The following is a 16,920-nucleotide window of genomic DNA, read 5'->3' as shown; positions in this document are numbered from 1 at the left end:
GATCCAGACGTCGAGAGCGTGAACATGCGTACGCGATCGACTGTAATGAGATTCACACCACACGGCGCGGCGGGAGAGGGTGAAAACCCGCAGTTCGTGATAACGAAACTATTTCGTCATCAACCTTCGCATGGCAAAAACTAGATCGTCACCGGAACGACGCCATAGTTCGCCAACCGTTCGGCGCCGGCGTCGGGCGCGGTGAGCACGCTGATGCCCTGCTCCGTCACGGCCACGCTGTGCTCCCAGTGCGCGGCACGGGAGCCGTCGCCGGTCACGACGGTCCAGTCGTCGGCCAGCGTGACGGTCTCGCCGCTCCCCCGGGTCATCATCGGCTCGATCGCCAGACACATCCCCGGCTTCACCCGTGGTCCTCGGTGGCTGCTGCGGAAGTTGAGCACCTCCGGCGGCTGATGCATCGCGGTTCCGATACCGTGCCCGGTGAACTCGGTCACGATGCCGAGCTCTACGCCGTCACGAGCTGCGGCGGCGATCACGTCGTCGATGGCATCACCGATCTCACCGACCCGGGACGCGGTCGCCAGTGCTGCGATCCCGGCCCACATCGACTCCTCGGTGATGCGGACCAGGTCCGCGTCGGCGGAGTCGCGGATCGCAGGATCGTCGATGTCCAGGGCGCCCGCGGGGCCGAGGATGAACGACAACGCCGAGTCGCCGTGCCAACCGTCGACGACGGCACCGCAGTCGACAGAGACCACGTCGCCGACCTCGAGGACGCGAGACCCAGGGATTCCGTGCACGATCTCCTCGTTCACCGACGCGCAGACCGTCGCCGGGAACCCGTGATATCCGAGGAAGTTGGAGGTGGCACCGGCGTCGTGGATCGTCGCCGCGGCGACCTGGTCCAGGTCCGCCGTCGTCATGCCGGGGCGCGCACTCTTGCGCACCGCCGCGAGGGCCTGCGCGACGACGAGGCCCGCACGACGCATCGTGCGGACCTCGTCGAGCGACTTGTACTCGATCTTCTCGCGACCGAACACGGAGATCGTCAGACCCCGAGTCGCGGGTTCAGCTCGGCCACCAGGCGTCCGGTGATCTCCTCGACCTCGCCGATACCGTCGACCTGGATGAGCAGGTCACGGGCTGCGTAGGCGTCGGCCAGCGGCGCGGTCTGCTCCGCGTAGATGTCCAGACGGCGGGCGATCGCCTCGTCCGTGTCGTCCTCACGCCCCTCGATCTCCGCACGCTTGCGCATGCGCTCCAGGAGCTCGGCACGGTCAGCCGTGAGCTCGAGGACTCCGTCGAGCGCGACACCGAGATCGGCGAGGATCCCGTCGAGCTCGACGACCTGGGCCGCGTTGCGCGGGTAGCCGTCGAGGATGAACCCGGAGGCGACGTCGTCCTGGGCGAGACGGTCACGGACCATCGCGTTGGTGACCTCGTCCGGGACGAGGTCACCCTTGGCGGTGTACTCCTGAACGAGGCGCCCGAGCTCCGTCCCGCCCTTGATGTTGGCGCGGAAGATGTCGCCGGTGGAGATCGCCGGGATGTCGTACGTCTCGGCAAGACGGGCGGCCTGCGTGCCCTTGCCGGCACCCTGCGGGCCCATGATCACGAGACGGGCGGACGGAGTGGAGCTGCTCAACGGAGGAACCCTTCGTAGTGACGCTGCTGCAGCTGCGAGTTGATCTGCTTGACGGTCTCGAGGCCGACACCCACGACGATGATGATCGAGCTACCACCGAACGGGATGTTGGTCTCGACGTCCAGCGCGATCAGCACGAGCGTCGGGATGAGCGCGACGACGGCGAGGTAGATCGAGCCCGCCGTGGTGATGCGCGAGATGACGTAGTCGAGATACTCGGCGGTCGGACGTCCCGCACGGATGCCGGGGATGAACCCGCCGTACTTCTTCATGTTGTCCGCAACCTCGTCGGGGTTGAACGTGATCGCGGTGTAGAAGAAGGCGAAGAAGATGATCATCAGCACGTAGAGCGCGATGTGCAGCCCTGCGTCCTGCGGAGCGAGGTAGCGGGAGACCCACACCACCCATTCGGAGGTCTCGTCGCCGAACTGCGCCAGCAGACCTGGGATCGCCAGGATCGACGACGCGAAGATGACCGGGATGACACCGGACATGTTGATCTTGATCGGGATGTACGTCGACGAGCCGCCGTACATCTTGCGGCCGACCATCCGCTTGGCGTACTGCACGGGGATGCGCCGCTGCGACTGCTCGACGAAGACGACCAGCAGGATCACCAGCAGGATCACGCCGATGACGAGGGCGAACTTCACGAAGCCGTTCTCGCCACCCGCGATCGACCACAGGGCCGTGGGGAAGCTGGCCGCGATCGACGTGAAGATCAGGAGCGACATGCCGTTGCCGATACCGCGCTCGGAGATCAGCTCACCGAGCCACATGATGAGTCCGGTACCCGCGGTCATGGTGATCACCATGATCGAGAGAGTGACGAACGAGTCGTCCGGGATCACGGGGACGGAGCAGCCCTGGAAGAGGAATCCGTTGCGCGCGGTCGTGATGACCGTCGTCGACTGGAGGATGGCGAGGGCGATCGTCAGGTAGCGGGTGTACTGCGTGAGCTTCGCCTGCCCGGACTGCCCCTCCTTGTGGAGAGCCTCGAAGTGAGGGATCACGACGCGGAGCAGCTGCACGATGATGCTCGCGGTGATGTACGGCATGATCCCGAGCGCGAAGATCGAGAGCTGGAGCAACGCCCCGCCGCTGAAGAGGTTGATCAGACCGAGGAGATCGTTCGAACCGGCCGTCTCCGCGATGCACTGCTGGACGTTCGGGTAATCGACGCCCGGTGTCGGGATGAAGGACCCGACACGGTACAGAACGATGATTCCGATCGTGAACAACAGTTTGCGACGCAGGTCGGGCGTCCGGAAAGCCCTGCCGAATGCGCTGAGCACCTATCCTCCTGGCCCGCGGTGCGGGTGTATCGTGCGCCGGTCAACCGGCGTGGACCGACGCCCCCGCGCAGGCGACCATGCGGCGCCTACGCCGTTGCGCCGCTGTCGTACGGCAAGTCGTTCGTGACGACCGGTTCGTGATTCTACGTTGTCTGTGCGCGAACGAGAACCATCATGCCCGGTCAAAGCTCCCCAGGTACAGCAACGGGGCCGACGGCATGTGCCGTCGGCCCCGTTCTGAGGTCAGTTCTCGGAGACCGAGCCACCGGCCGCGAGGATCTTCTCCTTCGCGGAGCCGGAGTACGCGTCGACCGCGACGTCCAGCTTGACCGACAGCTCACCCGAACCGAGCACCTTCACGGGCTGGCCCTTGCGGACCGCACCCTTGGCGACCAGGTCCTCGACGGTGACGGAGCCACCCTCGGGGTAGAGCGAGGAGAGCTTGTCCAGGTTCACGACCTGGAACTCCACGCGGAACGGGTTCGTGAACCCGCGCAGCTTCGGGAGCCGCATGTGGAGGGGCATCTGCCCACCCTCGAAGCGCTCCGGAACCTGGTAACGGGCCTTCGTGCCCTTGGTACCGCGACCGGCGGTCTTACCCTTCGATGCCTCACCACGACCCACACGGGTCTTGGCGGTCTTGGCACCGGGAGCAGGACGCAGGTGGTGCACCTTGAGGGTGCTCACCTCGGTCGTCTCCTTCTTGGCGTTCTCAGCCATTACTCAACCTCCTCGACTGCGACGAGGTGTGCCACCTTGGCAACCATGCCGCGAATCTCCGGGCGGTCCTCCTTCACGGCGATGTCGCCGATCCGCTTGAGGCCCAGAGTCCGCAGCGTGTTGCGCTGAGGCTGGCTCCCGCCGATGGCGGACTTCTTCTGCGTGACCTTCAGACGTGCCATCACGCACCTGCCTTCGCTGCGGCCTTGGCCTGTCCGGCCGCCTGTGCGCGGAGCATCGCCGCCGGGGCGACGTGCTCGAGCGGGAGGCCACGACGTGCGGCGACCGCCTCAGGCTGCTCGAGACCCTGCAGGGCCGCAACAGCAGCGCGGACGATGTTGATCTGGTTCGTCGAACCGAGCGACTTGCTCAGCACGTCGTGGATGCCCGCGCACTCCAGCACGGCGCGCACCGGACCACCGGCGATCACACCGGTACCCGGAGCAGCCGGACGCAGGAAGACGACGCCGGCGGCGTCCTCGCCCTGGATGGGGTGAGGGATCGTGCCCTGGATACGAGGAACCTTGAAGAAGTTCTTCTTGGCCTCCTCGACGCCCTTGGCGATCGCCGCGGGCACCTCCTTGGCCTTCCCGTAGCCGACACCGACGGTGCCGTCGCCGTCGCCCACGACGACGAGCGCCGTGAAGCTGAAGCGGCGGCCGCCCTTGACGACCTTGGAGACGCGGTTGATCGCTACGACTCGCTCGACAAAGGCGTTCTTGTCGGCTGCGTCGCCGCGACGGTTGTCACGACGGTTGTCGCGACCTCCACGGCCTCCCTGCCCGCCCTGGCCGGACTGGCCACCGCGGGTGTTCGACTCGTTGGCGGCACCCTGAGGGGCGCCGGTGTTGCTGCGCTGCCCAGCAGCCATCAGAGAATCCTTTGCTTCCGTGCGGAAATGGTCGTCGTCGTCACAGTGCCAGACCGCCCTCGCGCGCACCTTCGGCCACCGCGGCCACACGGCCGTGGTACTTGTTGCCACCGCGGTCGAAGACGACCGACTCGATGCCGGCCTCCTTCGCACGGGCTGCAACGAGCTCGCCGATCTGGCGCGCCTTGGCCGTCTTGTCGCCGTCCGACGCGCGCAGGTCTGCCTCGAGCGTCGAGGCGGAGACCACGGTGCGTCCGACGGTGTCGTCGACAACCTGAGCGGTGAGGTGACGGGACGAACGGGTCACCACGAGACGCGGACGGACCGCCGTTCCCGTGATCTTCTTCCGCAGGCGGACGTGGCGACGACGGCGCGAAACCGACTTGCCCTTGCCCAAAACCTTGAGAGCCATCACTTACCAGCCTTTCCGACCTTGCGGCGGACCTGCTCGCCGGCGTATCGCACGCCCTTGCCCTTGTAGGGCTCGGGCTTGCGGATCTTGCGGATGTTCGCAGCGACTTCGCCGACCTGCTGCTTGTCGATGCCGCTCACCGAGAACTTGGTCGGGCTCTCCACCGCGAACGTGACGCCCTCGGGGGCGCTGATGATCACCGGGTGGCTGAAGCCGAGGGCGAACTCGAGGTCCGAGCCCTTCGCGGCGACACGGTAACCGGTGCCGACGATCTCGAGCTTCTTCTCGTATCCGTCGGTGACCCCGGTGATGAGGTTCGACAGGAGCGTGCGGGTGAGGCCGTGCAGCGCGCGAGACTCGCGCTCGTCGTTCGGACGCTTCACCGCGAGGGTGCCGTCCTCCTGCTCGACCGTAATAGGGGTGGGCACCGTGTGCTCAAGGGTTCCCTTGGGGCCCTTGACCGTCACGAGTGCACCGCTGACTGTCACGTCCACGCCGGCCGGGACCGGAACGGGGATCTTGCCGATTCGAGACATTGGCTTATCTCTCCTTCCGAGTTCCGTTACCAGACGTAGGCGAGGACTTCGCCGCCCACGCCCTTCTCCGTTGCCTGCTGATCGGTCAGCAGTCCGGAGGACGTGGACAGGATGGCCACGCCGAGGCCGCCACGAACCGTGGGCAGCTTGGTGGACTTCGCGTACACGCGAAGACCGGGCTTCGAGACACGGCGCACACCCACGAGCGCACGCTCGCGGTTGGGGCCGAACTTCAGCTCGAGCGTCAGGCTCTTGCCCACACGGGCGTCCTCGACGTTCCAGCCGGCGATGTATCCCTCCGCCTGGAGGATCTCTGCAATGTGCGACTTCAGCTTCGAGAACGGCATGGTGACCGTGTCGTGGCCCGCTGAATTCGCGTTACGCAGACGCGTCAACATGTCTGCGATCGGGTCGGTCATCGTCATTGGGCTTCAGCCCTTCCTCGCCGGGGTATCCGGTTCGCTTGCGCTCGCCGGACCTGCGACGTAGTTGTTACCAGCTGCTCTTGGTGACGCCGGGGAGCTCACCACGGTGTGCCATCTCGCGAAGGCAGATGCGGCAGAGGCCGAACTTGCGGTACACGGAGTGCGGGCGACCGCACTTCTGGCACCGGGTGTAGGCACGAACCGCGAACTTGGGCTTCGCGGCAGCCTTGTTGATCAGGGCCTTCTTCGCCATGTCAGTTCTCCTTGAAGGGGAAGCCGAGGCGGCGCAGCAGGGAGCGGCCCTCGTCGTCCGTCGTCGCGGTCGTCACAACCGTGATGTCCATACCACGGACACGGTCGATCTTGTCCTGGTCGATCTCGTGGAACATCGACTGCTCGGTGAGACCGAAGGTGTAGTTGCCGTTCCCGTCGAACTGCTTCGGGGACAGTCCGCGGAAGTCGCGGATGCGCGGGAGCGCGGTCGCCGTGAGGCGGTCCAGGAACTCCCACATGCGGTCGCCACGCAGCGTGACGTGCGCACCGATCGGCATGCCCTCACGCAGCTTGAACTGTGCGATGGACTTGCGCGCCTTGGTGACCTGCGGCTTCTGACCCGTGATCGCGGTCAGGTCGCGGATAGCACCCTCGATGAGCTTGGAGTCCTTGGCCGCGTCACCGACACCCATGTTGACGACGACCTTGGTGAGGCCGGCAACCTGGTTGACGTTGGCGTGGCTGAACTCCTCGCGAAGACCATCGATGATCTCGTCGCGGTACTTCTGCTTCAGGCGAGGGGTCGCCGGAGCCTCGAGCGTCTCGCTCATCAGATGTCCTTCCCGGAGCGCTTGGCGACGCGAACACGCGTCGTCCGCGTACGGCCATCGCGCTCGACCTCTTCGGTGCGGTACCCGACGCGGGTGCCCTTCTTGGTCTCCGGGTCAACCACCATCACGTTGCTCAGGTGGATGGGTGCCTCGACCGTCTCGATGCCGCCGGTGCGGGTGCCGCGCTGCGACTGCCCCTCCTTGACGTGCTTCGTGACACGCTGGACGCCCTCGACGACCAGACGGTCGCGGTCCTTCAGGACCTCGAGGACACGCCCCTGCTTGCCGCGGTCCTTGCCAGAGATGACGACGACGAGGTCGCCCTTCTTGATCTTGGCCATAGTCAGAGCACCTCCGGAGCCAGCGAGATGATCTTCATGAACTTCTTGTCACGAAGCTCACGACCGACGGGGCCGAAGATGCGCGTACCGCGCGGCTCCCCCTCGTTCTTGAGGATCACGGCGGCGTTCTCATCGAACTTGATGTAGGAACCGTCGGGACGACGGCGCTCCTTGACGGTACGGACGATGACGGCCTTGACCACGTCGCCCTTCTTGACGTTTCCGCCCGGGATCGCGTCCTTGACGGTTGCGACGATGGTGTCGCCGATTCCGGCGTAGCGACGGCCCGAACCACCGAGAACGCGGATGCAGAGGATTTCCTTCGCACCCGTGTTGTCGGCGACCCGAAGTCGCGACTCCTGCTGGATCATGTAGTGAACTCCTGTCGTCGAGCTGGTTCTCGCACTCAGCGAGCCTTGCCGAACGGATATCTGTCAGTGTCGGCCGCCGCCTGGCGACGGCCGGGTCAGTCACTGTGCAGTCGCGGCGGGCCTCTCGGCCCACCGCGACTAGCGTGCTACTTGGCCTTCTCGTGGATCTCGACCAGGCGCCACCGCTTCGAGGCGGACAGCGGGCGAGTCTCCATGATCTCGACCAGGTCGCCCACGCCGGCAGTGTTCTGCTCGTCGTGCGCCTTGACCTTGGTCGTCCGTCGGATGACCTTGCCGTAGAGCGGGTGCTTGACCCGGTCCTCGACCTCCACCACGACGGTCTTGTCCATCTTGTCGCTCACCACGTATCCGCGCCGCGTCTTCCGGTGCGAACGGGTGGGCGTTGCGGCCTCGGCCGCGTTTGCCTTCTCGCTCATTCCAGCCTCACTCACTCGGCGCTCGGGGCGGTCCGGATGCCGAGCTCGCGCTCGCGGATCACCGTGTAGATACGTGCAATGTCACGACGCACTGCCTTCAGTCGGCCGTGGCTCTCCAGCTGGCCGGTGGCCGCCTGGAAGCGGAGGTTGAACATCTCCTCCTTGGCCTTCTTCAGCTCGGCGACGAGACGCTCGTCGTCAAACGCGTCGAGCTCCGTCGTCGCGAGTTCCTTGGTACCGACAGCCATCAGTTGCCACCACCTTCACGCACCACGAAGCGGCACTTCATCGGGAGCTTGTGCATCGCACGGCGCATGGCCTCACGAGCGAGCTCCTCATCGACGCCGGCCAGCTCAAACATGATCCGGCCCGGCTTGACGTTGGCGACCCACCACTCGGGCGAACCCTTACCGGAACCCATGCGGGTCTCGGCAGGCTTCTTCGTGAGCGGACGGTCCGGGTAGATGTTGATCCAGACCTTACCGCCACGCTTGATGTGGCGAGTCATCGCGATACGAGCCGCCTCGATCTGGCGGTTCGTGACGTAGGCCGGGTCGATCGCCTGGATTCCGTAGTCACCAAAAGCAATCGTCGTCCCGCCCTTGGCCGCACCGGAGCGCGACGGGTGGTGCTGCTTGCGGTGCTTGACCCTGCGAGGGATCAGCATGGTCAGGCCTCCGTTCCGGTCTCGGTCGCCGGCTTCTCCGCAGAAGCTGCGGGTGCCTCAGCGGCAGCCGGAGCCTCGGACTGCGGAGCCCGCTCGGCGGGACGCTCGCCACCACGACGCGGGCCACGTGCGCCACCGCCGCGAGGGCCGCCACGGCCCTGGCGAGGAGCGGCGCTCGCCTGCTGTGCGGCGAACTCCTTCTCGGTCATGTCGCCCTTGTAGACCCAGACCTTCACGCCGATGCGGCCGAAGGTCGTGCGGGCCTCGAAGAAGCCGTAGTCGATGTACGCGCGGAGCGTGTGCAGGGGCACGCGGCCCTCGCGGTAGAACTCCGAACGGCTCATCTCGGCGCCGCCGAGACGGCCGGCGACCTGCACGCGGATACCCTTGGCGCCGGCACGCTGTGCCGACTGCATACCCTTGCGCATCGCGCGTCGGAACGACACGCGGCTCGCGAGCTGCTCGGCGATGCCCTGGGCGACCAGCTGAGCGTCGATCTCGGGGTTCTTGACCTCGAGGATGTTCAGCTGAACCTGCTTGCCCGTGAGCTTCTCGAGCTCGCCGCGGATGCGGTCGGCCTCGGCGCCACGGCGACCGATGACGATGCCCGGACGTGCGGTGTGGATGTCGACACGAACGCGGTCACGCGTGCGCTCGATCTCCACCTTGGAGATACCGGCACGCTCGAGCCCCGTGCCCATGACCTTGCGGATCTCGACGTCCTCGCGGACGTAGTCGCGGTACCGCTGGCCGGGCTTGGTGCTGTCGGCGAACCACCGCGAGCGGTGGTCGGTCGAGATGCCGAGACGGTACCCGTGCGGGTGAACCTTCTGTCCCACTATCGGGCCCTTCCCTTCGTGTCTTCACGCGGAGCGACGACCACGGTGATGTGGCTCGTCCGCTTGAGGATTTGGCTCGCCCGACCCTGTGCCCGTGGCCGGAAACGCTTGAGCGTGGGGCCCTCGTCCACGAACGCCTCGGTGACGACGAGCTCCTGCTCGTCGAACCGCTCGCTCGCGTTGTCGGCCTTCACTCGCGCGTTGGCGATCGCGCTCTCCACGACCTTCCGGATCGGCTCGCTCGCTGACTGCGGTGCGAACTTCAGCACCGCGACTGCCTCAGCGGCCTGCTTGCCACGGATGAGGTCCACGACGCGCCGGGCCTTCTGGGGCGTGACACGGACGAACCGCGCCTGCGCCTTGGCTTCCATTGCTGTCCTGCCTTCTGTCTCTAGTGACCGTCGGAGACGTCACGCTGTCGCTGTGCCCGAGGGCACGGCGTCAGCGGCGACGCCCCTTCTTGTCGTCCTTCACGTGGCCGCGGAAGGTCCGCGTGGGAGCGAACTCGCCGAGCTTGTGCCCGACCATCGACTCGGTGACGAACACGGGAGTGTGCTTGCGACCGTCGTGCACGGCAAAAGTGTGTCCGAGGAAGTCGGGCGTGACGACCGACCGACGGGACCACGTCTTGATGACGTTCTTGGTCCCCTTCTCGTTCTGACCATCCACCTTCTTCTGCAGGTGGTCGTCGACGAAGGGGCCCTTCTTCAGGCTACGAGGCATGTCTCCAGGCTCCTATCAGCGCTTCTTGCCGGTACGGCGACGCCGCACGATCAGCTTGTCACTCGGCTTGTTCGGGTGGCGGGTGCGCCCCTCCGGCTTGCCCCAGGGGCTCACCGGGTGACGTCCACCGGAGGTCTTGCCTTCACCACCACCGTGGGGGTGGTCAACCGGGTTCATGACGACACCACGCACGGTCGGGCGGATGCCCTTCCAGCGGTTACGGCCGGCCTTGCCCCAGTTGATGTTCGACTGCTCGGCGTTGCCCACCTCGCCGACCGTGGCGCGGCAGCGCAGGTCGACGTTGCGGATCTCGCCGGACGGCATACGCAGCTGGGCGTAGGGGCCGTCCTTGGCGACGAGCTGCACGGAGGCACCAGCCGAACGGGCGATCTTCGCACCGCCACCGGGCCGAAGCTCGATCGCGTGGATGACCGTACCGGTCGGGATGTTGCGCAACGGCAGGTTGTTACCAGGCTTGATGTCCGCTCCGGCGCCGTTCTCGATCATGTCGCCCTGCTTCAACTTGTTCGGCGCGATGATGTACCGCTTCTCGCCGTCCAGGTAGTGCAGGAGCGCGATGCGCGCCGTGCGGTTCGGGTCATACTCGATGTGCGCGACCTTCGCCGGCACGCCGTCCTTGTCGTGACGACGGAAGTCGATCACGCGGTAGGCGCGCTTGTGGCCACCGCCCTTGTGCCGGGTCGTGATGCGGCCCGAGTTGTTGCGACCGCCCGTCTTCGACAGGGGACGGACCAGCGACTTCTCCGGCTGCGAGCGCGTGACCTCGACGAAGTCGGCAACGCTCGAGCCGCGGCGGCCAGGCGTCGTCGGCTTGTGCTTACGGATTCCCATGGGGATCTGTCCTCAATCTGCTCTCGTCGGCTCAGCCGAAGATGTCGATCGTGCCCTCACGGAGGGTGACGATCGCACGCTTGGTGTCCTTGCGCTTACCCAGACCGAACCGCGTACGACGGGACTTGCCCTTGCGGTTGATCGTGTTGACCGAGGAGACCTTGACGTCGAAGACCTGCTCGACAGCAATCTTGATCTCAGTCTTGTTCGCGCCCGGGTCCACGATGAAGGTGTACTTACCCTCATCGAGCAGCGCGTAGCTCTTCTCGGAGACGACCGGCGCGATCAGGATCTCGCGCGGGTCCTTCTGAATGGTGCTCACTTGGCGGCCTCCTCGGCGTCAGACGCCTCGGCCGAGGTCGCGACAGCCTTCGCGCCGCGGCCGGTGGCCGGGCCCGCGAGGAACGCGGAGAGCGCACCCTCGGTGAAGACGACGTCGTCCGAGACGAGCACGTCGTAGGTGTTCAGCTGGTCAGCAACCAGAAGGTGCACCTGCTCGACGTTCCGCAGCGACTTGATCGTGATCTCGTCGTTGCGCTCGGTCACCACGAGGACGTGCTTGCGCGGTGACAGCGAGGCGATCGTCGACAGGGCCGTCTTGGTGGACGGCACGCCGTCCACGCCGAAGCCGGAGACGACGTGCACGCGGCCTGCGCGAGCCCGGTCGGAGAGGGCACCGCGGAGGGCGGCGACCTTCATCTTCTTGGGGGTCCGCTGGTCGTAGCTGCGCGGCTGCGGGCCGTGGACGGTGCCACCGCCGGCGAACTGCGGAGCACGCGTCGAGCCCTGGCGTGCGCGGCCAGTGCCCTTCTGCTTGTAAGGCTTGCGTCCACCACCGCGGACCTCGCCGCGGGTCTTGGTCGAGGCCGTGCCCTGACGTGCAGCAGCACGCTGGGCGACGACGACCTGGTGGATCAGGGGGACGTTCGTCTGCACGTCGAAGATGTCGGCAGGAAGCTCGGCCTTGCCGGCCTTCTTGCCCTTCGCGTCCAGGACGTCAACAGTCTGAGCAGCCATGGGTATCAGGCTCCCTTCACTGCGCTACGCACGAGAACGACGCCGCCCTTAGGGCCGGGAACTGCGCCCTTGACGAGCAGCAGACCCTTCTCTGCGTCGACCGCGTGGACGGTCAGGTTCATGGTGGTCTGACGGTCGTGACCCATACGCCCGGCCATCCGCATGCCCTTGAAGACTCGCGACGGGGTCGAGGCCCCACCGATCGAACCGGGCTTGCGGTGGTTGCGGTGCGAACCGTGGGAGGCGCCGACACCGTGGAAGCCGTGACGCTTCATCACACCGGCCGTGCCCTTGCCCTTGGTGGTCCCGACGACGTCGACCTTGGCGCCGGCCGTGAAGGCCTCCGCCGTGATCTCCTGGCCGAGCTCGTACGACGCAGCGTCCGCGGTGCGGACCTCTGCGACGTGACGGCGCGGCGTGACGCCGGCCTTCTCGAAGTGACCCTTCAGCGGGTTCGTGACCTTGCGCGGGTCGATCTGCCCGGCTGCCAGCTGAATCGCGTGGTAGCCGTCCGTCTCGTCCGAGCGGACCTGCGTGACCACGTTGGGAGCGACCGCGACGACGGTCACAGGGACCAGCCGTCCGTTGTCGTCCCACACCTGGGTCATGCCGAGCTTCGTCCCGAGCGCAGCCGTCACGGCGCGTTCGTTCTGCTGGGGGGTAGTCATAATGTCCTCCAGCCTCAGAGCTTGATCTCGATGTTCACGTCCGCGGGGAGGTCGAGTCGCATGAGCGAGTCGACCGCCTTCGGCGTGGGATCGATGATGTCGATCAACCGCTTGTGCGTACGCATCTCGAAGTGCTCACGGCTGTCCTTGTACTTGTGAGGCGATCGGATGACGCAGAACACGTTCTTCTCCGTCGGCAGCGGCACCGGGCCCACGACCGTCGCACCAGCGCGGCTCACCGTGTCGACGATCTTGCGCGCCGAACTGTCGATGACCTCGTGGTCGTAGGACTTGAGCCGGATGCGGATCTTCTGTCCCGCCATGGCGTCGTCTGACTCTCTCTCTCGAACCGCTAGCTGTCCGACCCCCGCGCTCGGGCGTGTCGCTTACTCTGACTCGCCGCGACGCGCACACCGGTTCGGTGTGGGGCCGTTGGATATGCGTTCCGCCGGCGACCTGACCCGAGGGCCAGACCATCAGCGACGAAGCGCAACGTTTTCCCGCCTGCGTCAGAACGTGTGTTCCGCGGGGTGCTCGATCTCATCGACGACAGCAAGCTCAACCCGCGGCATGGCCGCTTGCCCCGAATCCTCGAGGCCGGTTCAACACACTGTTCGAAACTTGAAAGAGCGCGCCCGTAGCAGGCAACTTGACTATCCTCGCACACGAAGGTGCGATCAGCCAAGTCCGTGGGGCAGCCGGGAGCTGTGACGTCGACGACGCCCTCCCGAGAACCCCACCCGCCGGTCGGGCGGGAAGCAGCACGAAGGCTCTGACGCATGAAAGCGCCAGAGCCTTCGTGGGGGCTGCTACCGGCCCGGGAGGGGCCGGCAGCAGCGGTAGATCACTTGATGATCTTCGTCACGCGGCCGGAGCCGACGGTACGGCCACCCTCACGGATGGCGAAGCCGAGGCCCTCTTCCATGGCGATCGGCTGGATGAGCTCGACCGACATCTCGGTGTTGTCGCCGGGCATGACCATCTCGGTGCCCTCGGGCAGCGTGATGACGCCGGTGACGTCCGTGGTGCGGAAGTAGAACTGCGGACGGTAGTTCGAGTAGAACGGGTTGTGACGCCCGCCCTCGTCCTTGCCGAGGATGTAGACCTGGGCCTCGAAGTCCGTGTGCGGGGTGATCGAACCCGGCTTCACGACGACCTGGCCACGCTCGACCTCTTCGCGCTTCAGACCGCGGAGGAGGAGACCGGTGTTGTCGCCGGCCTGCGCCTGGTCCATCTGCTTGTGGAAGGTCTCGATACCGGTGACCGTGGTCTTCTGCGGCTGGCGGATGCCGACGATCTCGACGTCCGAGTTGACGTCCAGGACGCCACGCTCGACCTTGCCGGTGACGACGGTTCCACGACCGGTGATCGTGAAGACGTCCTCGACGGGCATGAGGAACGGCTTGTCCAGCTCACGCTCGGGCTCGGGGACGAACTCGTCGACAGCGTTCATGAGCTCGACGATCTTCTCGGTCCACTCGGGGTCGCCCTCGAGAGCCTTCAGACCGGAGACGCGCACGACGGGAGCGTTGTCGCCGTCGAACTCCTGCGAGGAGAGGAGCTCACGGACCTCCATCTCGACGAGCTCGAGGATCTCCTCGTCGTCGACCATGTCGGACTTGTTGAGCGCCACGAGCAGGTAGGGAACGCCGACCTGACGAGCGAGCAGGACGTGCTCACGCGTCTGGGCCATCGGACCGTCGGTCGCGGCGACCACCAGGATCGCGCCGTCCATCTGGGCGGCACCGGTGATCATGTTTTTGATGTAGTCGGCGTGCCCGGGAGCGTCGACGTGCGCGTAGTGACGCGCAGGGGTCTCGTACTCGATGTGCGCGATGTTGATCGTGATACCGCGCTGCTTCTCCTCGGGAGCCGCATCGATCTCGTCGAAGTTGCGCAGCGTGTTCGCCGGCAGGTCCGGGTACTTCTCTGCGAGCGTCTTCGAGATCGCTGCCGTCAGCGTCGTCTTACCGTGGTCAACGTGACCGATGGTGCCGACGTTGACGTGCGGCTTGTTCCGCTCGAACTTGGCCTTCGCCACTGGGGTCCTCCTGGGACTTGGGTAGTTGTGCCGAACGATGCAGATGCGAGATGCATCTGCGGGGCGTGCGGGTCGCTACAGGTTGATGGGTGGTGCAGGGGTCGACCTGTGGGGACTCACTCGCCCCGGGTCTTCTTGATGATCTCTTCGGCAACTGCTCGAGGAACCTCGGAGTAGCTGTCGAACTGCATCGAGTAAACAGCGCGGCCCTGCGTCTTGGAACGCAGGTCCCCGATGTACCCGAACATCTCTGACAACGGTACCTGGGCGCGTACGACCTTGACACCCGTCGCGTCCTCCATGGACTGGATCATTCCACGACGTGAGTTGATGTCGCCGATCACGTCGCCCATGTACTCCTCGGGCGTACGCACCTCGACCGCCATGACCGGCTCCAGAAGAACCGGGTCTGCTCGCTTGATGCCTTCCTTGAAGACCATCGAGCCAGCAAGCTTGAACGCCATCTCCGAGGAGTCGACGTCGTGGTATGCGCCGTCGAGCAGCGTCGCCTTCACGCCCACCATCGGGAACCCGGCGAGAACGCCGAGCTGCATGGCGGACTGGATTCCGGCGTCGACGCTCGGGATGTACTCGCGCGGGATGCGCCCACCGGTGACGGCGTTCTCGAACTCGTACAGGTCGCCCTCGGCGGTGTCGAGCGGCTCGAAGGTCACCTGGACCTTGGCGAACTGCCCGGAACCACCGGTCTGCTTCTTGTGCGTGTAGTCGATCTTCTCCGCCTTGCGACGGATCGTCTCGCGGTAGGCGACCTGGGGCTTGCCCACGTTCGCCTCGACCTTGAACTCGCGACGCATGCGGTCGACGAGGATGTCGAGGTGGAGCTCACCCATACCGCCGATGACGGTCTGGCCGGTCTCCTCGTCGAGCTTGACGCGGAAGGTCGGGTCCTCCTCGGCCAGCTTCTGGATGGCCGTGGAGAGCTTCTCCTGGTCAGCCTTCGTCTTGGGCTCGATGGCCACGTCGATGACCGGCTCGGGGAACGTCATCGACTCGAGGACGACCTGGTTCTGCGGGTCGCAGAGCGTGTCGCCCGTCGTGACGTCCTTCAGACCGATGAACGCGTAGATGTGACCGGCCTGAGCCTCAGGAACCGGGTTCTCCTTATTGGAGTGCATCTGGAAGAGCTTCCCGACACGCTCCTTCTTGCCCTTGGTCGCGTTGTAGATCTGCGCGCCCTGCTCGACCTTGCCCGAGTAGACCCGGACGTAGGTGAGCTTGCCGAAGAACGGGTGCGAGGCCACCTTGAACGCGAGGGCCGAGAACGGCTCGCTGGCGTCGGGACGACGCTCGATGACCTTCTCCTCGTCCTTGACGTCGTGGCCCTCCATCGGAGGGACGTCGAGGGGCGACGGCAGGTACGCGATCACCGCGTCAAGCATGGGCTGGACGCCCTTGTTCTTGAACGCCGAGCCGCAGAGCACGGGGAACGCCTCGCCGGCGATCGTCAGCTGACGGATCGCGGCGTTGATCTCGTCGTTGCTGATCTCCTCGCCGCCGAGGTACTTCTCGAGAAGCTCCTCGTCGGCCTCGGCGACAGCCTCGATGAGGTCGGCGCGGTACTGCTCCGCCTTCTCGACGAGGTCGGCCGGGATGTCCTCGACCTCGTAGGACTCGCCGAGCTGGGTCTCCCCGTGCCAGACGAGCGCCTTCATCTCGAGCAGGTCGACGACGCCGGTGAAGTCGTTCTCCGCGCCGATCGGCAGCTGGATGACGAGCGGCTTCGCCTTGAGGCGGTTGACGATCGTGTCGACCGTGAAGTAGAAGTCTGCGCCCAGCTTGTCCATCTTGTTGACGAAGCAGATGCGCGGGACGTTGTACTTGTCGGCCTGGCGCCAGACGGTCTCCGACTGGGGCTCGACGCCCTCCTTGCCGTCGAACACGGCGACGGCACCGTCGAGGACGCGGAGCGAACGCTCCACCTCGACCGTGAAGTCCACGTGCCCGGGGGTGTCGATGATGTTGATCTGGTTGTTCTTCCAGTAGCAGGTCGTCGCGGCGGACGTGATCGTGATGCCGCGCTCCTGCTCCTGCTCCATCCAGTCCATCGTCGACGCGCCGTCGTGCGTCTCACCGATCTTGTAGTTGACCCCGGTGTAGAACAGGATCCGCTCGGTGGTCGTCGTCTTGCCGGCGTCGATGTGGGCCATGATGCCGATGTTGCGGACCTTGTTCAGGTCGGTCAGCACGTCAAGTGCCACGGTGTGTTTCCCCTTGGGTCGTGGGTTGGGACGAGGCGGGCCGTACGGCCCCTCGG

26 protein-coding genes are annotated in these 16,920 nt (G+C 65.8%); all 26 read right to left on the bottom strand.

Translation table 11 applies throughout. The annotated features are described in order from the left end of the window. Positions 1-140: 140 nt before the first annotated feature. The 26 genes from map to fusA all read right to left on the bottom strand — a co-directional run bounded on the left by map (position 141) and on the right by fusA (position 16,864). A complete protein-coding gene (map, locus tag Q343_RS0103450) occupies positions 141-1,001 on the bottom strand; it encodes a type I methionyl aminopeptidase (protein WP_029252192.1) in 861 nt (286 codons plus the stop codon). An 8-nt stretch (positions 1,002-1,009) separates the two neighbouring features. Next, entirely contained in the window at positions 1,010-1,570 is a 561-nt protein-coding gene (locus tag Q343_RS0103445; RefSeq protein ID WP_029252191.1) for an adenylate kinase, read from the bottom strand. A 32-nt stretch (positions 1,571-1,602) separates the two neighbouring features. Then, positions 1,603-2,901 carry a preprotein translocase subunit SecY gene (secY, locus tag Q343_RS0103440; protein WP_029252190.1) on the bottom strand — a complete coding sequence of 433 codons (1,299 nt, stop codon included), beginning with the start codon at positions 2,899-2,901 and terminating at the stop codon, positions 1,603-1,605. A gap of 243 nt (positions 2,902-3,144) precedes the next feature. Continuing rightward, on the bottom strand, positions 3,145-3,621 hold the full coding sequence (gene rplO, locus Q343_RS0103435; RefSeq protein WP_043109194.1) for a 50S ribosomal protein L15: 477 nt from the start codon (positions 3,619-3,621) through the stop codon (positions 3,145-3,147). After that, a complete protein-coding gene (gene rpmD, locus Q343_RS0103430; protein WP_029252188.1) occupies positions 3,621-3,803 on the bottom strand; it encodes a 50S ribosomal protein L30 in 183 nt (60 codons plus the stop codon). Before rpmD ends, rplO begins: the two co-directional genes overlap by 1 nt. Beyond that, a complete protein-coding gene (gene rpsE / locus Q343_RS0103425; protein WP_029252187.1) occupies positions 3,803-4,492 on the bottom strand; it encodes a 30S ribosomal protein S5 in 690 nt (229 codons plus the stop codon). The genes rpmD and rpsE overlap by 1 nt, the downstream gene beginning before the upstream one ends. A gap of 40 nt (positions 4,493-4,532) precedes the next feature. Then, entirely contained in the window at positions 4,533-4,904 is a 372-nt protein-coding gene (rplR, locus tag Q343_RS0103420; protein ID WP_029252186.1) for a 50S ribosomal protein L18, read from the bottom strand. Beyond that, complete coding sequence (gene rplF / locus Q343_RS0103415) at positions 4,904-5,440, bottom strand: 50S ribosomal protein L6 (RefSeq protein ID WP_029252185.1); 537 nt, start codon at positions 5,438-5,440, stop codon at positions 4,904-4,906. Before rplF ends, rplR begins: the two co-directional genes overlap by 1 nt. Positions 5,441-5,466: 26 nt before the next feature. Beyond that, positions 5,467-5,865 (bottom strand): 30S ribosomal protein S8, encoded by a 399-nt coding sequence (rpsH, locus tag Q343_RS0103410; protein ID WP_029252184.1) that lies wholly within the window; start codon positions 5,863-5,865, stop codon positions 5,467-5,469. A 67-nt stretch (positions 5,866-5,932) separates the two neighbouring features. Further along, positions 5,933-6,118: a type Z 30S ribosomal protein S14 gene (locus Q343_RS0103405; RefSeq protein WP_029252183.1), complete on the bottom strand. Its 186-nt coding sequence runs from the start codon at positions 6,116-6,118 to the stop codon at positions 5,933-5,935. A 1-nt stretch (position 6,119) separates the two neighbouring features. Continuing rightward, the gene (rplE, locus tag Q343_RS0103400; protein ID WP_029252182.1) at positions 6,120-6,689 is read right to left on the bottom strand and encodes a 50S ribosomal protein L5; all 570 of its coding nucleotides are present in this window, start codon (positions 6,687-6,689) and stop codon (positions 6,120-6,122) included. After that, complete coding sequence (gene rplX, locus Q343_RS0103395) at positions 6,689-7,030, bottom strand: 50S ribosomal protein L24 (RefSeq protein ID WP_029252181.1); 342 nt, start codon at positions 7,028-7,030, stop codon at positions 6,689-6,691. The genes rplE and rplX overlap by 1 nt, the downstream gene beginning before the upstream one ends. A gap of 2 nt (positions 7,031-7,032) precedes the next feature. Further along, the gene (gene rplN, locus Q343_RS0103390; protein ID WP_029252180.1) at positions 7,033-7,401 is read right to left on the bottom strand and encodes a 50S ribosomal protein L14; all 369 of its coding nucleotides are present in this window, start codon (positions 7,399-7,401) and stop codon (positions 7,033-7,035) included. Between the two features lie 146 nt (positions 7,402-7,547). Then, entirely contained in the window at positions 7,548-7,838 is a 291-nt protein-coding gene (gene rpsQ, locus Q343_RS0103385; protein ID WP_029252179.1) for a 30S ribosomal protein S17, read from the bottom strand. A gap of 11 nt (positions 7,839-7,849) precedes the next feature. After that, positions 7,850-8,086 (bottom strand): 50S ribosomal protein L29, encoded by a 237-nt coding sequence (gene rpmC / locus Q343_RS0103380; RefSeq protein ID WP_029252178.1) that lies wholly within the window; start codon positions 8,084-8,086, stop codon positions 7,850-7,852. Beyond that, the gene (gene rplP / locus Q343_RS0103375) at positions 8,086-8,505 is read right to left on the bottom strand and encodes a 50S ribosomal protein L16 (protein ID WP_029252177.1); all 420 of its coding nucleotides are present in this window, start codon (positions 8,503-8,505) and stop codon (positions 8,086-8,088) included. The genes rpmC and rplP overlap by 1 nt, the downstream gene beginning before the upstream one ends. Before the next feature lie 2 nt (positions 8,506-8,507). Beyond that, entirely contained in the window at positions 8,508-9,344 is an 837-nt protein-coding gene (gene rpsC, locus Q343_RS0103370; RefSeq protein WP_029252176.1) for a 30S ribosomal protein S3, read from the bottom strand. Continuing rightward, the gene (gene rplV / locus Q343_RS0103365) at positions 9,344-9,715 is read right to left on the bottom strand and encodes a 50S ribosomal protein L22 (RefSeq protein ID WP_029252175.1); all 372 of its coding nucleotides are present in this window, start codon (positions 9,713-9,715) and stop codon (positions 9,344-9,346) included. Before rplV ends, rpsC begins: the two co-directional genes overlap by 1 nt. A gap of 70 nt (positions 9,716-9,785) precedes the next feature. Continuing rightward, positions 9,786-10,067: a 30S ribosomal protein S19 gene (gene rpsS, locus Q343_RS0103360; RefSeq protein ID WP_029252174.1), complete on the bottom strand. Its 282-nt coding sequence runs from the start codon at positions 10,065-10,067 to the stop codon at positions 9,786-9,788. 15 nt (positions 10,068-10,082) lie between these two features. Beyond that, positions 10,083-10,919: a 50S ribosomal protein L2 gene (gene rplB / locus Q343_RS0103355; RefSeq protein WP_029252173.1), complete on the bottom strand. Its 837-nt coding sequence runs from the start codon at positions 10,917-10,919 to the stop codon at positions 10,083-10,085. A gap of 31 nt (positions 10,920-10,950) precedes the next feature. Beyond that, positions 10,951-11,241 carry a 50S ribosomal protein L23 gene (gene rplW, locus Q343_RS0103350; protein WP_029252172.1) on the bottom strand — a complete coding sequence of 97 codons (291 nt, stop codon included), beginning with the start codon at positions 11,239-11,241 and terminating at the stop codon, positions 10,951-10,953. Then, a complete protein-coding gene (rplD, locus tag Q343_RS0103345) occupies positions 11,238-11,936 on the bottom strand; it encodes a 50S ribosomal protein L4 (protein ID WP_029252171.1) in 699 nt (232 codons plus the stop codon). Before rplD ends, rplW begins: the two co-directional genes overlap by 4 nt. 5 nt (positions 11,937-11,941) lie before the next feature. Next, positions 11,942-12,604 (bottom strand): 50S ribosomal protein L3, encoded by a 663-nt coding sequence (gene rplC, locus Q343_RS0103340; RefSeq protein ID WP_043109191.1) that lies wholly within the window; start codon positions 12,602-12,604, stop codon positions 11,942-11,944. Between the two features lie 14 nt (positions 12,605-12,618). Beyond that, positions 12,619-12,927: a 30S ribosomal protein S10 gene (gene rpsJ / locus Q343_RS0103335; RefSeq protein ID WP_029252169.1), complete on the bottom strand. Its 309-nt coding sequence runs from the start codon at positions 12,925-12,927 to the stop codon at positions 12,619-12,621. A 521-nt stretch (positions 12,928-13,448) separates the two neighbouring features. After that, entirely contained in the window at positions 13,449-14,645 is a 1,197-nt protein-coding gene (tuf, locus tag Q343_RS0103330) for an elongation factor Tu (protein ID WP_029252168.1), read from the bottom strand. A gap of 116 nt (positions 14,646-14,761) precedes the next feature. Further along, positions 14,762-16,864 carry an elongation factor G gene (gene fusA / locus Q343_RS0103325; protein WP_029252167.1) on the bottom strand — a complete coding sequence of 701 codons (2,103 nt, stop codon included), beginning with the start codon at positions 16,862-16,864 and terminating at the stop codon, positions 14,762-14,764. Positions 16,865-16,920: the final 56 nt, after the last annotated feature.

Origin of the sequence: Paraoerskovia marina DSM 21750 (assembly GCF_000701465.1) — a bacterium.
GTDB lineage: Bacteria > Actinomycetota > Actinomycetes > Actinomycetales > Cellulomonadaceae > Paraoerskovia > Paraoerskovia marina.
Note: the sequence above shows the minus strand (reverse complement) of the source record. Positions and strands in the feature narration are given on the sequence as shown.

Bases quoted from the DNA above. Each gene is read 5' to 3' on its own strand.
- rpmC (WP_029252178.1), bottom strand. From the start codon at position 8,086: ATGGCTGTCGGTACCAAGGAACTCGCGACGACGGAGCTCGACGCGTTT.
- rpsJ (WP_029252169.1), bottom strand. From the start codon at position 12,927: ATGGCGGGACAGAAGATCCGCATCCGGCTCAAGTCCTACGACCACGAG.
- rplX (WP_029252181.1), bottom strand. From the start codon at position 7,030: ATGGCCAAGATCAAGAAGGGCGACCTCGTCGTCGTCATCTCTGGCAAG.
- rplB (WP_029252173.1), bottom strand. From the start codon at position 10,919: ATGGGAATCCGTAAGCACAAGCCGACGACGCCTGGCCGCCGCGGCTCG.
- rplP (WP_029252177.1), bottom strand. From the start codon at position 8,505: ATGCTGATCCCTCGCAGGGTCAAGCACCGCAAGCAGCACCACCCGTCG.
- rplO (WP_043109194.1), bottom strand. From the start codon at position 3,621: ATGGCTGAGAACGCCAAGAAGGAGACGACCGAGGTGAGCACCCTCAAG.
- rplN (WP_029252180.1), bottom strand. From the start codon at position 7,401: ATGATCCAGCAGGAGTCGCGACTTCGGGTCGCCGACAACACGGGTGCG.
- rplV (WP_029252175.1), bottom strand. From the start codon at position 9,715: ATGGAAGCCAAGGCGCAGGCGCGGTTCGTCCGTGTCACGCCCCAGAAG.
- rpsE (WP_029252187.1), bottom strand. From the start codon at position 4,492: ATGGCTGCTGGGCAGCGCAGCAACACCGGCGCCCCTCAGGGTGCCGCC.
- rpsQ (WP_029252179.1), bottom strand. From the start codon at position 7,838: ATGAGCGAGAAGGCAAACGCGGCCGAGGCCGCAACGCCCACCCGTTCG.
- rpsS (WP_029252174.1), bottom strand. From the start codon at position 10,067: ATGCCTCGTAGCCTGAAGAAGGGCCCCTTCGTCGACGACCACCTGCAG.
- Q343_RS0103405 (WP_029252183.1), bottom strand. From the start codon at position 6,118: ATGGCGAAGAAGGCCCTGATCAACAAGGCTGCCGCGAAGCCCAAGTTC.
- rplF (WP_029252185.1), bottom strand. From the start codon at position 5,440: ATGTCTCGAATCGGCAAGATCCCCGTTCCGGTCCCGGCCGGCGTGGAC.
- rpsH (WP_029252184.1), bottom strand. From the start codon at position 5,865: ATGACGATGACCGACCCGATCGCAGACATGTTGACGCGTCTGCGTAAC.
- rplD (WP_029252171.1), bottom strand. From the start codon at position 11,936: ATGGCTGCTCAGACTGTTGACGTCCTGGACGCGAAGGGCAAGAAGGCC.
- Q343_RS0103445 (WP_029252191.1), bottom strand. From the start codon at position 1,570: ATGGGCCCGCAGGGTGCCGGCAAGGGCACGCAGGCCGCCCGTCTTGCC.
- rpmD (WP_029252188.1), bottom strand. From the start codon at position 3,803: ATGGCACGTCTGAAGGTCACGCAGAAGAAGTCCGCCATCGGCGGGAGC.
- rplR (WP_029252186.1), bottom strand. From the start codon at position 4,904: ATGGCTCTCAAGGTTTTGGGCAAGGGCAAGTCGGTTTCGCGCCGTCGT.
- rplC (WP_043109191.1), bottom strand. From the start codon at position 12,604: ATGACTACCCCCCAGCAGAACGAACGCGCCGTGACGGCTGCGCTCGGG.
- rplE (WP_029252182.1), bottom strand. From the start codon at position 6,689: ATGAGCGAGACGCTCGAGGCTCCGGCGACCCCTCGCCTGAAGCAGAAG.